5 protein-coding genes and 1 pseudogene are annotated in these 16,682 nt (G+C 63.3%); 3 read left to right on the forward strand and 3 right to left on the reverse strand.

Annotation, left to right across the window (positions count from 1 at the left end):
* Both JV201_RS29845 and JV201_RS19665 read right to left on the reverse strand, forming a co-directional pair.
* Positions 1 to 1,451: pseudogene (locus JV201_RS29845) on the reverse strand (condensation domain-containing protein); the annotation flags it as partial.
* A gap of 155 nt (positions 1,452 to 1,606) precedes the next feature.
* Positions 1,607 to 13,975 carry a non-ribosomal peptide synthase/polyketide synthase gene (locus tag JV201_RS19665; RefSeq protein ID WP_219405947.1) on the reverse strand — a complete coding sequence of 4,123 codons (12,369 nt, stop codon included), beginning with the start codon at positions 13,973 to 13,975 and terminating at the stop codon, positions 1,607 to 1,609.
* Positions 13,976 to 14,184: 209 nt separating this feature from the next.
* On the opposite strand from JV201_RS19665, the gene JV201_RS19670 reads away from it, so the two are divergent.
* Both JV201_RS19670 and JV201_RS19675 read left to right on the forward strand, forming a co-directional pair.
* Positions 14,185 to 14,436 carry a type II toxin-antitoxin system HicA family toxin gene (locus tag JV201_RS19670; RefSeq protein WP_063028501.1) on the forward strand — a complete coding sequence of 84 codons (252 nt, stop codon included), beginning with the start codon at positions 14,185 to 14,187 and terminating at the stop codon, positions 14,434 to 14,436.
* Positions 14,433 to 14,789 carry a type II toxin-antitoxin system HicB family antitoxin gene (locus JV201_RS19675; RefSeq protein ID WP_003208166.1) on the forward strand — a complete coding sequence of 119 codons (357 nt, stop codon included), beginning with the start codon at positions 14,433 to 14,435 and terminating at the stop codon, positions 14,787 to 14,789. The genes JV201_RS19670 and JV201_RS19675 overlap by 4 nt, the downstream gene beginning before the upstream one ends.
* Here the strand turns inward: JV201_RS19675 and JV201_RS19680 are convergent, their stop codons facing one another.
* Positions 14,790 to 15,962 carry an MFS transporter gene (locus JV201_RS19680; protein ID WP_102369571.1) on the reverse strand — a complete coding sequence of 391 codons (1,173 nt, stop codon included), beginning with the start codon at positions 15,960 to 15,962 and terminating at the stop codon, positions 14,790 to 14,792. It lies immediately after the preceding gene.
* Between the two features lie 134 nt (positions 15,963 to 16,096).
* On the opposite strand from JV201_RS19680, the gene JV201_RS19685 reads away from it, so the two are divergent.
* Positions 16,097 to 16,681: a TetR/AcrR family transcriptional regulator gene (locus tag JV201_RS19685; protein WP_219405948.1), complete on the forward strand. Its 585-nt coding sequence runs from the start codon at positions 16,097 to 16,099 to the stop codon at positions 16,679 to 16,681.
* The last annotated feature ends 1 nt before the right edge of the window (position 16,682 follow it).

The following is a 16,682-nucleotide window of genomic DNA, read 5'->3' on the forward strand; positions in this document are numbered from 1 at the left end:
GCGTAGGTCAGCGTCTGGCCGTTGCAACGCAGGGCCACGGCGTCAGGCCGTTGACGGGCCTGCTCGGCGATCAGTTGATGGGCGCAGGTGTCGCTTGGGAAGCTGCGCGGGCCGGGGTTCCACTGGGCGATGTTGTGCTGTTGCTCGGTCGCGTCCAGCAGCGGCAATTCCCCGATGCGCCGTTGCGGATCGGCGACGATGCCTTGCAGCAAGTTCAGCCAGTGAGCGGCCAGGCGTTCGATGGTGCCAGTGTCGAATAAATCAGTGGCATAGGTGAATGTGGCGGCCAATGCGCCCTGGGTCTCGTGCGTGCCAAGGGTCAGATCGAATTGCGCCGTGTGCGAGCTCCAATCCAGGCTCTCGACATGCAAGCCTGGCAGTTGCAACGCTTGGGCGGCATCGCCGCTCTGGTGATTGAACATCACCTGGAACAACGGACTGTGACTCATGTGTCGGTCCGGTGCGAGGGCTTGCACCAATTGCTCGAACGGCAAATCCTGGTGAGCCTGGGCGCCCAACGAAGCCTGCTTGACCTGCGCCAGCAATTGATCGAAAGGCATTGCCCCCTGAATCCGCGCATCCAGCACCTGGGTATTGACGAAGAAACCAATCAGGCCTTCGGTTTCAAGACGGTTGCGGTTGGCCACCGGCACGCCCACGCGGATGTCCGACTGGCCGCTGTAACGGTGCAGCAATACCTGGAATGAGGCGAGCAACAGCATGAACAAGGTGCAGCCTTCGCGCTGGGCCACGCGCTTGAGGCGTTCGGTCAGCCCGGCATCGATGGCGAGGTCCAGCCGCGCACCGCGATAACTCTGCACCGCCGGACGGGCGCGGTCAGCAGGCAAAGGCAGCACTTCACCGCCATCACCCAGGCGTTCGGTCCAGTAACCCAATTGCCGCGCAAGCTCGCCGGCTTCCATCCATTTGCGCTGCCAGATCGCATAGTCGGCGTATTGAATCGGCAGCGCCTGCAGGTCCGGCGCCTGGCCGGTGCTGTGGGCAGCATAGAGTTTGACCAGGTCGTGAACCATGATCTGCGCCGATGCGCCGTCACAAATGATGTGGTGCTGGGTGAGCACCAGCACGTGGTCGTCCGGTGCCAGTTGCAACAGCTTGACCCGCAACAGCGGGCCCTGCTGCAAGTCGAACAGCGCAGTGATTTCAGTGTCAATCAACGCCTTGAGCGCTGCGGCGTCCGGCACCGCTTCCAGCACCACCGTCGTGACCGGCAGGCTCAGGCATGCGTGCGCAACCTGCAGCGGCCCTTCCGGCCCGTCGACAAACACCGTACGCAGCACCTCATGGCGCTCCAGCAATGCATCGAAGCTGCGCTGCAACGCCGGCACGTCCAGTGCGCCGCGCAACCGCAGCGCCGTCGGCACATGGTAGGCCGCGCTGTGAGGGTCCAATTGCCAGAGGAACCACTGGCGCTCCTGGGCGTAGGACAGGCCGATATGCTCGAACTCGTCACGCATCGCCGGAATCGGCAACGCGGCAAAACTCATGTTTTTGCTGTGCAGCTTTTGCAGGAACGCTTGCCGTTGGGCGAGCGGCAAACGGATGAATCGCTGAACCAGAGACAGGTTATCGAGCTGAGTCATTTTCAAAGGGTCTCCAGGTCTGCCAGGAAATCATGCATCTCACTCAAGTCTTCGCTGGAGTGAGGTGTCAGGTGCACCGCCAGTTGCGCGGCGTACTCCGACAGCGATGGGGTTCGAAATAAAAGGTCCAGGGGCACGGCTGCGCCTTGCTCCATTTGCAGGCGGGCTGTCGCTTGGGTCGCCAGCAAGGAATGCCCGCCCAATTCAAAGAAGTTGTCGTCGCGCCCTACCCGCGCAAGCTTGAGCACCTCTTGCCAGATCTGTGCGACGCTCTGCTCAAGCGCCCCTTGCGGCGCCACATAGGCCCGCAGCAACTGATTGGCGTCGGGCAGCGGCAAGGCTTTGCGGTCCAGCTTGCCGTTGGGCGTCAGCGGGAAGCGCTCAAGCAGCATCCAGTGCGCCGGAATCATGTAGTCCGGCAGGTCGCAGGCGAGCCGCGCCTTCAGCTCGTCGCGCAGCGCCACCAACGACTGCGCCTCGGCCGCCTCAGTACCGGCCGCAATCAGGTAGGCCACCAACTGCGTGCCACCCGGCCCTTGCTGAGGCACCACCACCGCCTCGCGGATCGCGTCCTGCGCCAACAGGCACGCTTCGATCTCTCCCAACTCGATGCGAAAGCCACGAATTTTCACCTGGTGGTCTGCCCGGCCGATGTACTCGATCACACCGTCGACGCGATGTCGCGCAAGGTCACCGGTGCGGTACAGCCGTGTGCCATTACCAAATGGATCCGGGAGGAAGCGTTCGGCGGTGAGCGCCGGCCGCTCGTGGTACCCGCGCGCCAGGCCATCACCGCCAATCAGCAATTCACCGATCAACCCGACAGGGTTCGGCGCGAAGTGCTCGCCGACGATGTACAGCGAGGTGTTGGCAATCGGCCGGCCGAGGTAAGGCAAGCGCTTGTCTGTGGTCAGTGGATAAGCCGCCGACCAGATCGTGGTTTCCGTGGGCCCATAGAGGTTCCAGACCGGGCCTGCGACCGCCAGCAAGCGCTCGGCCAGGTCCTCGGCCAATGCCTCGCCGCCACACAGGCATGTGCGTCCGGCAAGACGCTCGGCCATGGGATGCTCAAGCAACATGCGCCACGTCGATGGCGTGGCCTGCACGATACTGACCTGCTGCTGTTCGATAATCCCCAGCAATGCTTCAGGGTCGTGGGCGCTCTGTTTGTCCACCAGCACCACGGCCGCACCGCTGAACAGCGCGCCGTACAGTTCCAGGCCGAAAATATCGAACGAGAAGGTGGTCAGCGACAGCAGGCGGTCACTTGCCTCGATGCCTGGTTCGCGGGCCATGCTGGCAACGAAATTCACCAGGGCACCATGGCGTACCATCACACCCTTGGGCTTGCCGGTAGAGCCCGAGGTATAAATGGCGTAGCACAGGTTATCGCCGTCCACCGACACCTGCGGATTGGCCGCCTGTTCAGGGCTGACCGATTCATCCATTGCACTCGCCAAGACGGTGTGCACCCCTGCCGGAATCGGCAACTGGCGCAGCAACGATGCCTGGGTCAGAAGCAACTGCAAGCCACTGTCTTCAATCATGTGGGCCAGGCGATCCACCGGATAGTGCGGATCGAGCGGCACGTAGGCGCCACCGGCCTTGAGGATCGCCAGCAGCCCGACGATCATGTCCACCCCACGCTCAAGGGCGATACCCACCGGTTGGTCAGCGCCGACACCTAGTTCAATCAAACGATGCGCCAGGCGATTGGCCTGGGTATTGAGTTGAGCGTAGGTCAGCGCCTGATCAGCAAACAGCAGCGCCGTGGCATCCGGCGTCTGCCGTGCCCGCGCCTCAAACAGACGATGAATGCAGTGCTCGCCCGGGTAGACGCTTGCGGTGGCGTTCCAGTCCTGCAATTGCTGGCGGGTTTCACTCGGGTCCAACAGCGTGAGGTCACCCAGTGGGCGTGCGGCATCGCTGCTCATTTGCAGCAGAAGACGCTTGAGGTGCACGCCGATCTGCTCCACCGACACAGGTGTGAAGCTCGCACATTGATAGCTGAACTGCACGGTCAGCTCGGCGCCCAGGCCCACCAGCAGGGTCAGCGGGTAGTTGGTTTGCTCCAGATTGCCCACGGCACCAAAGCGCAGACCCTGAGGCGAACCTTTCTCCAGGGCTTCTGAAATCGGATAGTTCTCAAACACCAGGATGTTGTCGAACAGCGCTTCACCACCCTGCCCCGCCCAGCGCTGGATATCGAACAACGCGGTGTGCTCGAAGTCCCGCAACGCCAGGTTCTGCGCCTGGACGCTGTGCAGCCAATCCCCCAGGCTCTGCTCGGAGCGCGGGCTGGCAATGACCGGCAAGGTGTTGATGAACAGGCCAATCTGTTGCTCGACGCCTGCCAGGTCCGCCGGGCGCCCCGACACGGTTGCGCCGAATGCGACGCAGGACTTTGCGCTGTAACGCTGTAACAGCAACAGCCACGCAGCCTGGACCACAGTGTTGACGGTGACTTTCGCCTCTCGGGCAAAGTCGCCCAGACGGCGCGTTTGCTGCTCATCGAGGTGCAGGTGGTGGTGAGCGTAAAGGTGGGTGGCGATGGCCTGCGCCGGACGGGCAAACATCTGCGCCAGGCGAATCGGTTCATCCAGGGCGTGCAACTGCTCCTTCCAGAACGCTTCGCCGAGCGATGCGTCCTGCCGCTTCAGCCACGCGATGTAATCACGATACCGGCCAACGGGTCGTGCCACGGTTTCTGCGCTGTAGTGCTGTAACACTTCGCCGAGCAACTGCGCGCTGCTCCAGCCATCCATAAGGATGTGATGGTTGGTGTAGATCAGGTGATGACGATCAGTTGCCGTGCGTACCAGTACCAGGCGCATCAAGGGCGCGCAGTTCAGGTCCAGGCCTTGGGCGCGCTCTTCATCGGCAAGGGTTTGCAGTGCCGCATCCCGATCGGCGTGACCGCTCCAGTCGAGCACACGGAACGGCACCTGCACTTGACGCTGTACCACCTGCACCGGTTGTTCAAGATTGCCTTGCCAGATGAACCCGGTACGCAGGATGTCATGGGCATCCACCACGGCTTGCCAGGCCGCGCGGAAGCGTTGCGGATCGACGCCATCGATATCCAGGCGCATCTGGTTGATGTAATCGCCATTCCCCTGTTCGAGCAAGGTGTGGAACAGCATGCCCTGCTGCATCGGTGACAACGGGTAGATGTCGTCGATGCCTTGAGGTTCGAGCACCAGCGCATCGAGTTGGGCCTGAGACAGTTGCGCCAACGGGAAATCCGACGGCGTCACTCCCCGGTTGGCGTTGTCGCAGCAATGGCCGATCAGCGCCGTCAGTTCTTGCACATAGTCGTCGGCCAGGCGCTGGATGGTCGCGGCATCGAACATCGCGCCGCTGTAGGTCCAGGTCAGGTCCAGTTCACCACCGAAGACTTTGCTGTTGAGCGCCAGCGGGTTGCCGAGCGGCCCCTGCAGGTTGACTTCTTCACCGCCGGATTCGCCGGTCGGCACAAACAGGGCGTCGTCGGCGGTATCGAAGCTGGCGTCGAACTGACCGAGATAGTTGAAGGTCAGGCACGGTAGCGGCAAGGCTTGCAGAGACTCCCGTGTCTGTTCATCGCCCAGGTACGCCAGTGCGCCGAAGCCGATGCCCCTATGCGGAATTGCCCGCAGCTGCTCCTTGATCTGCTTGAGCGACCCAGCGAGATCCGCAATCGGCGACAGCCGCGCCGGGAACACGCTGGTGAACCAGCCCACGGTACGGGTCAGGTCGATGTGCTCGAACACGTCTTCGCGACCGTGCCCCTCAAGCAACACCAACGCATTGTCGTCACCGGTCCAGCGCGTTATCACCCGCGCCAGCGCGGTCAGCAATACGTCGTTGACCTGGGTGCGATACGCCGCCGGCGCATCCTGCAACAGCTGGCGGGTCAGGGCCCGGTCCAGCTTGCTACGAAAGGTCAGGGCCTGATCATGTTGCTGCCCGCCGTTCGGACGGTCATACGGCAAGGCTGGCGAAGCGCCCTGCAACTGTTGTTGCCAGAAACCCAGCTCGGCCTGCAGCGCAGGGGTTGTGGCGTAGCCCTGCAATGCCGCCGCCCAGGCCTTGACCGCACTGGTCCTGGCCGGCAACTGCACACCTGCGCCTGAAAGGATTTGCCGGTAAGCGTTCTGCAGATCCTCGAACAGAATCCGCCACGACACGCCATCGACCACCAGGTGATGGATAATCAGCAACAGCCGTTGAGTGCCGTCCGCCAGGTTCGCCAGCACCGCGCGTATCAGCGAACCACCGTTCAATTGCAGGCTGCGCTGGGCTTCGTCACCCAGTGCCTCAAGGGCTGCGAGGTCCGCGACCTCCACTGGCCACAGAAGCGTTTGATCCGTGTGCGCCGCGACGTCACGGTAGTGTGCCGACCAGCCGTCAGCCCGTTCGACGAAATCCAGGCGCAAGCTGTCGTGATGCGCCACCAAAGCCTCCAGCGCCTGCTCCAGTGCGTGTGCATCCAGTGCCTGCGCCGGCTTGAGCATCACCGACTGGTTCCAGTGGTGACGATCGGGAATTTCCTGAGCGAAGAATTGCTGATGAATCGGTAACAGCACCGTGGTGCCGGTTGCCGGTCGCTGATCGATCGACGGCAGCGTCTCACCGGTCTGTGCGACCACGGCCAGCGCCTGGATGCTCTGGTGCTGGAACAGGTCTTTGGGGCTGAAGCGAATCCCCGCCTGCCGCGCACGGCTGACCACCTGGATCGAAATGATCGAATCGCCACCCAGTTCGAAGAAGTTGTCGCTGATGCCCACCTGCCCAAGCTTGAGCACGTCTTGCCAGATCGTCGCCAGTTGCTGCTCCAGCGCGTTGCGCGGAGCGACGTAGGCTTGTTGCAGTTGACTGACATCCGGTTTGGGCAGGTTCTTGCGATCCAGCTTGCCGTTCGGTGTCAGCGGCATGCGTTCCAGAGACAAGACATACGCCGGCACCATATGCGCCGGCAATGAAGCCTGGAGCTGCGCACGCAGGTCTTCGCTGAAACCGGCACGGGTTGAATCGCCGACCACGTAAGCCACCAGGCGCTTGCCGCTACCGGCGCTGCCTTCCTGGGCCACGACCACCGCTTCGCGCACACCCTGAAGGGCTTGCAGCGCCGCTTCGACCTCACCCAGCTCGATGCGGAAGCCGCGAATCTTCACCTGATTGTCGATACGATCCAGATAGTCGAACGTGCCGTCGGCGCGCTGGCGCACCAGGTCGCCTGTGCGGTAAAGCAGGCCGCCAGCGGCGCTGAACGGGTCAGCGACAAAACGCTCGGCGGTCAGCCCCGGTCGGTTGAGGTACCCACGGGCCAGGCCGGTGCCCCCCAGATACAGCTCACCGGCCATGCCTTGGGGCAACAGGTTCAGGTCGGTGTCGAGCACATAGGCGCTGCGGTCACCGATGCGGCTGCCGATCGGCGCGTAGGCAGCACCGCACGGCACCTCGCGACCGGCCTTCCAGATCAGCGGGGTGACCACGGTTTCGGTCGGGCCGTAGCCGTTGATGATGTAGTCCGGATCGAGCGCACGCTTGACCCGCTCGAAACTGGCGTTCGGCACCGCGTCACCGCCAAAGCAATAGATGCGCACCTTCGGTGGATTGCCGACGCGCTCGGCATGTTCGGCCAGTTGTTGCAGGTACACCGGCGGGAACGCGACCACGGTCACGCCGTGTTCGATCATGGCGTTGTAGGTCTGCTCCGGCGTCCACAGCGTGTCGTCGCGAATCAGCAGCGAAGCCCCGTGAGTCAGGCTGGTCAGCCAGCGCTCGTGGGCACCGTCGAAGGCGAACGACATGAAGTGGAACTCACAGTCGCTGTCGCGCATTTCATAGCGCTGGCCGATGGCCTGGCAATGCATGGCCAATGGACCGTGGGCAACGCTGACGCCTTTCGGATTGCCAGTGGAGCCGGAGGTGTAGATCACATACGCAAGGTTGTGCGGGTCGAGCTGCACCGAGGGTGCCTTGATCGACTGCTCACGCAGATCAAGACGGTCCAGCTCCAGCAAGGGTACCGATTCGGCAACCGGCAACTGCGCCGACACCGACGAATCGCTGATCAGCAGCGCCAGCCCCGAATCCTCGATCAGGTAGGCCAGGCGCTCGCGCGGGTAGAGGGTGTCCAGCGGCACATAAGCGCCGCCGGCCTTGAGCACCGCCAGCAACGCCACAATTACCGACTCGCTGCGCGGCAACGCCACACCCACACGGGTTTCAGCGCCAACGCCGCGGGCGATCAGCGCGTGGGCCAGTTGGTTGGCGCGCTGGTCGATTTCACCGTAGCTGAACTGCCGATCGTTGAAAATCACCGCTGTGCGTTGCGGGCGCTCGGCCGCCAGGGTGGCAATGCGCTGATGCACGCCGATGTCCACCGGGTACGGCTGTGGATGGTTCTGCGCTTGCTGGCGGGCCTGTTCGTCGCGGCTTGCCAGGGCGATTTCACCCAGGTTGCGTTCTGCCGACTCGGCAAACTGCTCAAGCAGTTGCAGCAAATGCGCACTGATGCCTTCGACCACCTCGCTCGCGAATTGGCCGCGGTCGAAGCTGTAATGCAACGCCAGCTGCCGGCCGAGGGTCACCGCCACGCTCAGCGCGTAGTGCGTCTGCTCCAGGTTGCACACATCGCCGAACACCAGCCCCTGCCCGGCCTGGCTCAGCGCCTGGGCTACCGGATAGTTTTCGAACACCAGGATATTGTCGAACAGCGCTTCACCGCCCTGCCCGGCCCAACGTTGGATGTCCGCCAGCGGCGTGTGTTCGAAGTCACGCAGGCTGAGATTCTGCGCCTGCACCGTTTGCAACCATTGGCCGACGCTTTGATCGGGACGCGGTGCGCCGATCACCGGGAGGGTGTTGATGAACAGGCCGACCTGTTGCTCGATGCCGGGCAAGTCTGCCGGACGTCCAGCCACGGTCGCGCCGAACGCCACCGCTTCGTGCCCGGTATAGCGTTGCAGCAACAGCAGCCACGCGGCTTGCACGAGGGTGTTTACGGTGATTTTCTGCTGGCGGGCAAACGCTTCCAGCGCCTGGGTGCGTTGCTCGTCCAGCGTCAGGTAATGGTCACCGTGACCGCTCTGGTGCGCGCCTGCGGTGGCCGCGCGGGCCAGCCGGGTCGGCGCTTGCAGCGCGGCCAGTTGTTCGCTCCAGAAGTCCTGGCTCAACTGGCCGTCCTGACGTTGCAGCCAGGCGATGTAGTCGCGATAACGGCCGCCGGCATTCGCCGGTGTGCGGCCGCTATAGCGCTGCAATACTTCGCCGAGCAACTGCGAGTTGCTCCAGCCGTCCATCAGGATGTGGTGATGGGTGTAAATCAGGTGCCATTGGTCACTGCCGGTCTGCACCAGTACCAGGCGCAGCAGGGGCGCACAGGCCAGGTCAAAACCTTGCGCTCGCTGGGCATCGGCCAGCGTCGCGAGGGCCGCCGGCTGATCGTCGCGGGCCCGCCAATCCAGGGTGGCGAACGGCAGTTGCACCTGCTTGTGCACGATCTGCAGCGGTTGCGCCAGCTCGCCCTGCCAGACGAAACCGCTGCGCAGGATGTCTTGCGCATCGACGGTGGCCTGCCAAGCCGCGCGGAAACGCTCGGGATCCAGGCCCTGCACGTCGACGCGCAACTGGTTGATGTACTCACCCGCCGCCTGCTCGTACAGGGTATGGAACAGCAACCCTTGCTGCATGGGCGACAGCGGATAGAGATCGTCGAGCTGACCGGCCGGTACCGGCAGCGCATCCAGTTGCGCCTGGGTCACCGGCGCCAGCGGGAAGTCCGATGGCGTGGCTTGCGCGGCCGGCAAGGTGCAGCAGTGTTCGATCAGTGCATGCAGCTCGCTGGCATAGCGGTCCACCAGTTGCTGCACGGTCGCGCTGTCGAACATCTCGCGGCTGAAGCCCCAGCTCATCGACAGTTCGCCGCCATAGACCTGGCCTTCAACCGTCAGCCAGTTGGCCAATGGTGCCGCCAGGTCCTGTGCCACACCGCTGGTTTCGGCAGACGGCACAAACAAGGCCGCGTCGTCGAACTGACGGTCGAACTGGCCCAGGTAGTTGAAGGTGATCCGCGGTGGCGCCAGTGCCGCCAGCTCGGCGCGTACTGCCGGGGACGCCAGATGACGCAGCACGCCATAGCCCAGGCCTTTGTCCGGCACCGCGCGCAGTTGCTCCTTGATCGACTTGATCGAACCGTCGAGGTCATCGCTGGCGGTGAGGTTGACGGCGAACAGGCTGGTGAACCAACCCACGGTGCGACTCAGGTCGATGTCATCGAACAGGTCTTCGCGGCCATGGCCTTCAAGCTCGATCAGCGTGCCTGCCTGACCGCTCCAGCGACTGATGGTGCGGGCCAACGCGGTGAGCAGCAGGTCATTGACCTGCGTGCGGTACGCGGCGGGCGCCTGTTGCAGCAACTGACGGGTCCGTTCGGCGTCGAGTCGCCACTCGATTTTTTCACCCTGCGCATTTTGCAGGCTGGCGTCAGGTCGGTCGCACGGCAGATCCTTCGCATCCTGATGCTGTGTTTTCCAGTACATCAGTTGTTCATCGAAGCGCTGCACTTGCTGTTCGAGCCGCGCAGTCCAGCCCTGGAATGCACTGGTTTTCGGCGGCAGCTCAATGCCGCCGCCTGCCGCCAATTGTTCGTAAGCCTGCTGCAGATCTTCCAGTAATACGCGCCAGGACACACCGTCGACCACCAGGTGGTGAACGATCAGCGCCAGGCGCTGGCTGCCATCGGCCAGCGTGACCAGCAAGGCTCGCAACAGCGGGCCGTTTTGCAGGTCAAGGCTGCGCTGCGCCTCGTTGCACAAGGTATTCAGGTGTTCCGCCGACTCGGCATCGCGTAGCCACAGATCAGCGCTTGCCACTGGAGCATCGTGTTTTTGCTGCCAGCCCTCGGTGCTTTCGGTAAAACGCAGGCGCAAGGCATCGTGGTGATTGATGATGTGCGTCAGCGCTGTATCGAGCCACTGCACATTCAAGGCCTCACGGGGAGTCAGCAGCAGCGATTGGTTCCAGTGTTCGCGCACCGGCATCCCGCGGCTGAAGAAATGCTGCTGGATCGGCCCGAGCACGGCATCACCACTCACCGGCCCCTGATCCACCGCCGAGCGTTTATCGAGGGTGGCGACCAGTGCCAGGCTGCGCACGGTCTGGTACTGGAACAGGTCACGCGGGCTGACGCGGATGCCGGCCTGCCGCGCACGGCTGACCACCTGGATGGAGATGATCGAATCGCCGCCCAGCTCGAAGAAGTTGTCTTCGAGGCCGACGCGCTCAAGACCGAGCACATCCTCCCAGATCGCCGCCAGGGCTTTTTGCAATGCATCCTGTGGCGCCACAAACGCCTGCTGCGGCGCAGCTTCCGGCAACGGCAAGGCCTTGCGGTCGAGCTTGCCGTTGGCGGTCACCGGCAATTTCACCAGCGGCATCAGGTGGGTGGGCACCATGTATTCCGGCAGGCTGTTCAACAGCCACGCCTTGAGCTCCGGTTGCCACAGCGTGGCAGGCTCGCCTCCCTCCAGCACCAGGTAAGCAACCAACTGTTTGCCCCCCTGCACCAGCACCACGGCCTCGCGCACCAGCGGGTGTTGCATCAGGCGGGTCTCGATTTCACCCAGCTCGATACGCAGGCCGCGCAGCTTGACCTGATGATCGAGGCGGCCGAGGTATTCGATCACACCGTCGGCGCGCTGGCGCACCCGGTCGCCGGTCCGGTACAGCCGCGCACCGTCATTGAACGGGCACGGCACAAAACGCTCGGCGGTGAGCGCCGCGCGGCGGTGGTAACTGCGGGCCAGCCCGGTGCCACCGAGGTAAAGCTCACCGCTGACGCCTGCCGGCACAGGGTTGAGTTGCGCGTCGAGGATGTAGGTTCCCAGATTGGCAATGGGGCGGCCGATGGGCACGCTGTCGGCACCTTCGTCGATGCAGGTCCAATGGGTGACGTCGATGGCCGCTTCCGTCGGGCCGTAGAGGTTGTACAACCCGGCGCCCGGAAGCTTGGCGAACACCTGCAACTGCGCATCCAGCGCCAGCGCCTCGCCACTGCATACGATGCGCTTGAGGCTGGCGCAGGCCTGCACGCCCGGCTCGTGGATAAATGCCTGCAGCATCGACGGTACGAAGTGCAGCGTGGTGATGGCGTGCTCGCCAATGGTCTCGATCAGGCGAGCCGGCTCGCGATGCGCGCCGGGTGCTGCGACCACCAGCCGTGCGCCACTCATCAACGGCCAGAAGAACTCCCACACCGACACGTCAAAGCTGAACGGGGTTTTCTGCAACACTGCGTCGCTGGCATCCAGGCCATAAGCCTGCTGCATCCAGCACAGGCGGTTGACCAACGCACGATGGCTGTTGCCTGCGCCCTTGGGCTTGCCGGTGGAGCCGGAGGTGTAGATCACATAGGCGAGGTTCAGCGCGTGCACGTTGACGGCCAGAGGCTCGCGGCCGTAATCGTCGAGCCAGCCTTGTGCCTGGTCGAGTGCGATGACGTTGATGCCGTCGACCGGCAAGGTCGACAGCAGGCTCTGCTGGCAGAGCAGCAGCCCGATGCCGCTGTCTTCGATCATGTAAGCCAGGCGTTCGCGGGGGTATTCAGGGTCCAGCGGGACGTAGGCGCCGCCGGCCTTGAGAATCGCCAGCAGGCCGACCACCATTTCGATGGAGCGCTCGATGCAGATCCCCACCAGTACGTCCGGGCCAACACCCTGCTCGCGCAGGGCATGGGCCAACTGGTTGGCGCGCGCGTCGAGCTGAGCGTAGGTCAACTGCGTCGCGCCGAACACCAGGGCAACGGCGTGCGGAGTGCGTTGTACCTGGTCTTCGATCAGGTGGTGGATGCCACGTTCGGTCGGGTACGCCTCGGCCGTCTGGTTCCAGTCATGCACCAGCACGTGCTGCTCTGCGGCGGCGAGCATCGGCAGTTCACCGATGCGCTGGCTGCCATCGGCGACCATCGCCTGCAACAGGCTGAGCCAGTGCCGGGCCATGCGCTCGATGGTGGTGGCGTCGAACAGGTCGTTGGCATAGGTCAGCGCGGCGTGCAGGGTGCCGGACTTCTCGTAGGTGTCCAGGCTCAGGTCAAACTGGGTGGTACGGCCTTGCCATTGCACCAGGGACAGTTCAAGCCCGGAGGCGGTGTTGACCGCGGCGATGTCCGCCACTTGCGGCTGGTGGTTGTACATCACCTGGAACAGCGGCGTGTGGCTCAGGCTGCGCTCGACTTTCAAGGCTTCTACCAGGCGTTCGAACGGCAATTCCTGATGGGCCTGGGCGCCCAGTGCGTGTTCCTTGATGCCTTGCAGCAACTCGTCGACGCGGGTTTGCCCGGTCAGTTCGGTGCGCAACACCTGGGTATTGACGAAGAAACCGATCAGCCCTTCGACTTCGCTGCGGTTGCGGTTGGCAATCGGCACGCCAACCCGAATGTCGCCCTGCCCGGTGTAGCGATGCAGCAGCACGTTGAACGCGCCGAGCAGCAACATGAACAAGGTCACATTGTGTTTTTGCGCGCAACTGCGCAACTGCGCAGCCAGCGCCGGATCAATCGCAAAGTCATGCCGGGTGCCCTGGTAGCTGGGCATCGCCGGGCGTGGATGGTCGATGGGCAACTCCAGTACCGGGTGCTCATCTCCCAGGCGTGCCTGCCAGTATTCCAGCTGACGAGCCTGCTCGCCGGCCTCCAGCCAGCGGCGCTGCCACAGGGCGTAGTCGCTGTACTGGATCGGCAAGGCCGGCAGTTGCGGCGGCTCGTTGCGCTCATGGGCGTCGTAGCAGCGAATGAACTCGTCGATCAGCACGTTCATCGACCAGCCGTCGGACACGATGTGGTGCAAGGTCAGCAGCAGCACGTGTTCCTGCTCGGCCAGCTTGAGCAATTGCACCCGCAGCAGCGGGCCGTTGGCCAGGTCGAAGGGCAACAGCGACTGACGGGTAGCGGCCTGCATCACCGCCTGCTCACGCTCGGCGGGTGCCAGGGCGCTGAAGTCCAACTGTTCGACCACCAGCGGCGACTGCGCGGCCACTTGCAACAGACGATCATCCGCCTGGCGCTGGAACACCGTGCGCAACGTCTCATGGCGGGCCACCAGGCTGGCGAACGCCTGCTCGATCGCCGGCAGGCTCAAGGCGCCCTTGAGCCGTACCGCGCCGGGCAGGTTATAGGCGCCACTGGCCGGGTCCAGTTGCCACAGAAACCACATCCGCTGCTGCGCGTAGGACAGCGCCTGCCGGTCGTCTGCATCCACCCCTGCCGGGATCGGAAACCGGGAAAAATCCACCCCTTCCTTGTGTAGCGCCTGGAGGAACATCTGGCGTTTTTCCAGGGGCAACCCGATAAACCGGCGAGCAAGTTTCAAGGAGTCTTCAGCGTTCATTTCTTGGGATCCGGGGCAATAGGCAGGAAGCACAAAGGCACGTCGTCCCTATAAAACGAATCCGGAAGGGAAAAATTAGCGGGGGATTGGGGGCGCAGACCACGGTGTCATCAAGGGTTACATCAAACACCGAGAGGCTCGGCGCGGCTGTCCTATCATTGACGCAACCCATCAATTGCAACTACATTTAGTTACAGGCAAGGATCGCCGTGTCGAAAAATGAAAAGCTGCTGGCCAAACTGCTCAATGAGCAATCGGCCTTTACCTGGCCCGAACTCGTCACGCTGCTGCGGCGCCTGGGATACACGCAAATCGAAGGGGCGGGTAGCCGGGTCAGGTTCGACATAGGCGACCCCAGTGCAATGATCACCCTGCACAAGCCTCACCCCGGCAACGAACTGAAACACTACATTCGGCGCCAGATCATCGAACAATTGAAATCAGGAGAACTGATTCAGTGAACAACCAGCTGAAACACAAAGGCTATATCGGCTCCATCGAAGCCAGCATCGAAGACAACTGCCTGTTCGGAAAGCTGCTTTTCATCAAGGCCCTGGTCAGCTACGAGGGCAAAACCGTCGCCGAACTGGACGCCGCCTTTTGCACCGCCGTGGACGACTACATCGAGACCTGCCAGGCCCTTGGGCAAGCACCGGAAAAGCCCTGCAAGGGTTCGTTCAACGTCCGTGTCGGCCATGACCTCCACCTGGCCGCCGCGCTTGCCGCGACCCGGCAAAAAGTCACGTTGAACGATCTCACGCGCCAGGCGCTGAACGAATTCCTGCAACATCGCGGCGCACTGGTGACCGGGTAATCACCCCAGCCGCCGATACCCCAGCACCGCCGCCCCAAGCACCACCGCACCCGCCGCCAGCGCCACCCAGAACCCGCTGGGTGCGCCGAAGCGGTCGATCATCCAGCCGGAGCTGGCAGCACCAATGGCCACGCCGATGCTCAGGCCGGTGATCAGCCAGGTCATGCCTTCGGTCAAGCGGCTGGGCGGAACGATTTGTTCCACCAGGGCCATGGACACGATCAGGGTCGGGGCGAAGAACAGGCCGGAGATGAAGATCGCGGCCGCCAACCCCGGAATATTCGTCACCAGCAACAACGGCAACGTGGTCACGGCGGTGGCCACGCCGCAGTACAAGAACTGGCGCGGCAGCGGTGCTTTCAACTTGAGCGCACCGAACGCCAGCCCGGCCAGACACGAACCGATGGCGTATACCGACAATACAATGCTCGCCGCGGCGGGCTGGCCCTGATGCTGGGCGAACGCGACACTGACCACATCCACCACCCCAACGATGATGCCCATGGCCATCAACAGCACCATCAGGATCAACACCGAGGGCGAGGCTATCAGCCAACGGCCGTGCTCGGCGTGATGTTCATGCACCGGTGGCTCGGTCTGGCGTTGCAGCACAAAGGCGGTCACGCCCACTGCCAGAAACAGCGCGGCAATCAACGGCCCCGCTTCGGGGAACAGCAGCACGCACAGACCCACCGAGACCGGCGGGCCAATGATGAACACCACCTCGTCGAGCACCGACTCCAGGGCAAACGCCGTTTGCAGTTTGGGCTGGCCGCGATACAGCTCGGTCCAGCGCGCCCGCACCATGGCCGACATGTTGGGCATGCAGCCGGCCAGCGCGGCAAAGACGAACAGCGTCCACGTTGGCGCCTGCACCCGGGTGCAGAGCAACAGCAGCAGCAGCGCGCCGCCGCCGATGGACGCGGCCACCGGCAACACCCGGCCCTGGCCATAACGGTCCACCAACCGTGAGACCTGGGGCGCGCAAAACGCGGTGGCCAGGGCGAAGGTAGCGGTCACCGCACCGGCCAAACCGTAACCGCCGTGCACTTGCGACAGCATGGTGATCAAGCCGATCCCGGTCATGGAGATCGGCATGCGGGCCAGCATGCCCGCCAATACAAAAGCCCTGGAACCTGGCGCCTGGAACAGCTCGGCGTAGGGGTTTGCCATGGTGTGTAACCTCTTCCTGAGCGCCCTGAAACTTGCTATTCGAGGTTTTCGGGGCAAAATACATACGGTGCGTATGTGACAAATCATGCGTAACATACGCGTCGTATGTCAATCACCTATTGTGAGCCTTACCCATGAGCCGAGCCCGTGCCGACATGATCGAAGACACCCGCGCCCGCCTGATCGCCAGCGCCCGCCAGGCCTTCGCCACACAAGGCTACGCCCAGACGTCGATGGACGATTTCACCGCTCGCGCCGGCCTGACCCGGGGTGCGTTGTACCATCATTTTGGCGACAAGAAAGGCTTGCTCGCGGCAGTGGTTGCGCAGCTCGACGGTGAAATGGATGCGAGCCTGCAGCGTATCTCGGAACAGGCGGTTGATCCTTGGGAAGGGTTTTGCGAGCGCTGCCGGGTTTATTTGCGCATGGCTCAGGATCCCGAGGTCCAGCGCATCGTATTGCAGGATGCCCCGGCGGTGCTGGGCGCAACTGACCAGCAGCAATGCGTGGACTCGCTGCGCCGGTTGCTCGATGACTTGATGCAGGCGGGCCTCATCGAGCAGGCGTGCAGCCAGGCGCTGGCGAGGCTGATCAATGGCAGCCTGGTAAGCGCATCGCTGTGGATCGCTCAGGATGAACACCCGGGCGAGCGGTTGGAAGAAGCCTTGCAAGGGCTGGAGTTGTTGTTGCGCGGGTTGAAGCCCAATGTCGTTCGCTGAA

The organism is Pseudomonas sp. Colony2 (assembly GCF_019382755.1).
Taxonomy (GTDB): Bacteria; Pseudomonadota; Gammaproteobacteria; order Pseudomonadales; family Pseudomonadaceae; genus Aquipseudomonas.

Excerpts from the sequence above, each read along its gene's own strand:
- JV201_RS19665 (WP_219405947.1), bottom strand. The coding sequence starts at position 13,975 with ATGAACGCTGAAGACTCCTTGAAACTTGCTCGCCGGTTTATCGGGTTG.
- JV201_RS19680 (WP_102369571.1), bottom strand. The coding sequence starts at position 15,962 with ATGGCAAACCCCTACGCCGAGCTGTTCCAGGCGCCAGGTTCCAGGGCT.
- JV201_RS19685 (WP_219405948.1), top strand. The coding sequence starts at position 16,097 with ATGAGCCGAGCCCGTGCCGACATGATCGAAGACACCCGCGCCCGCCTG.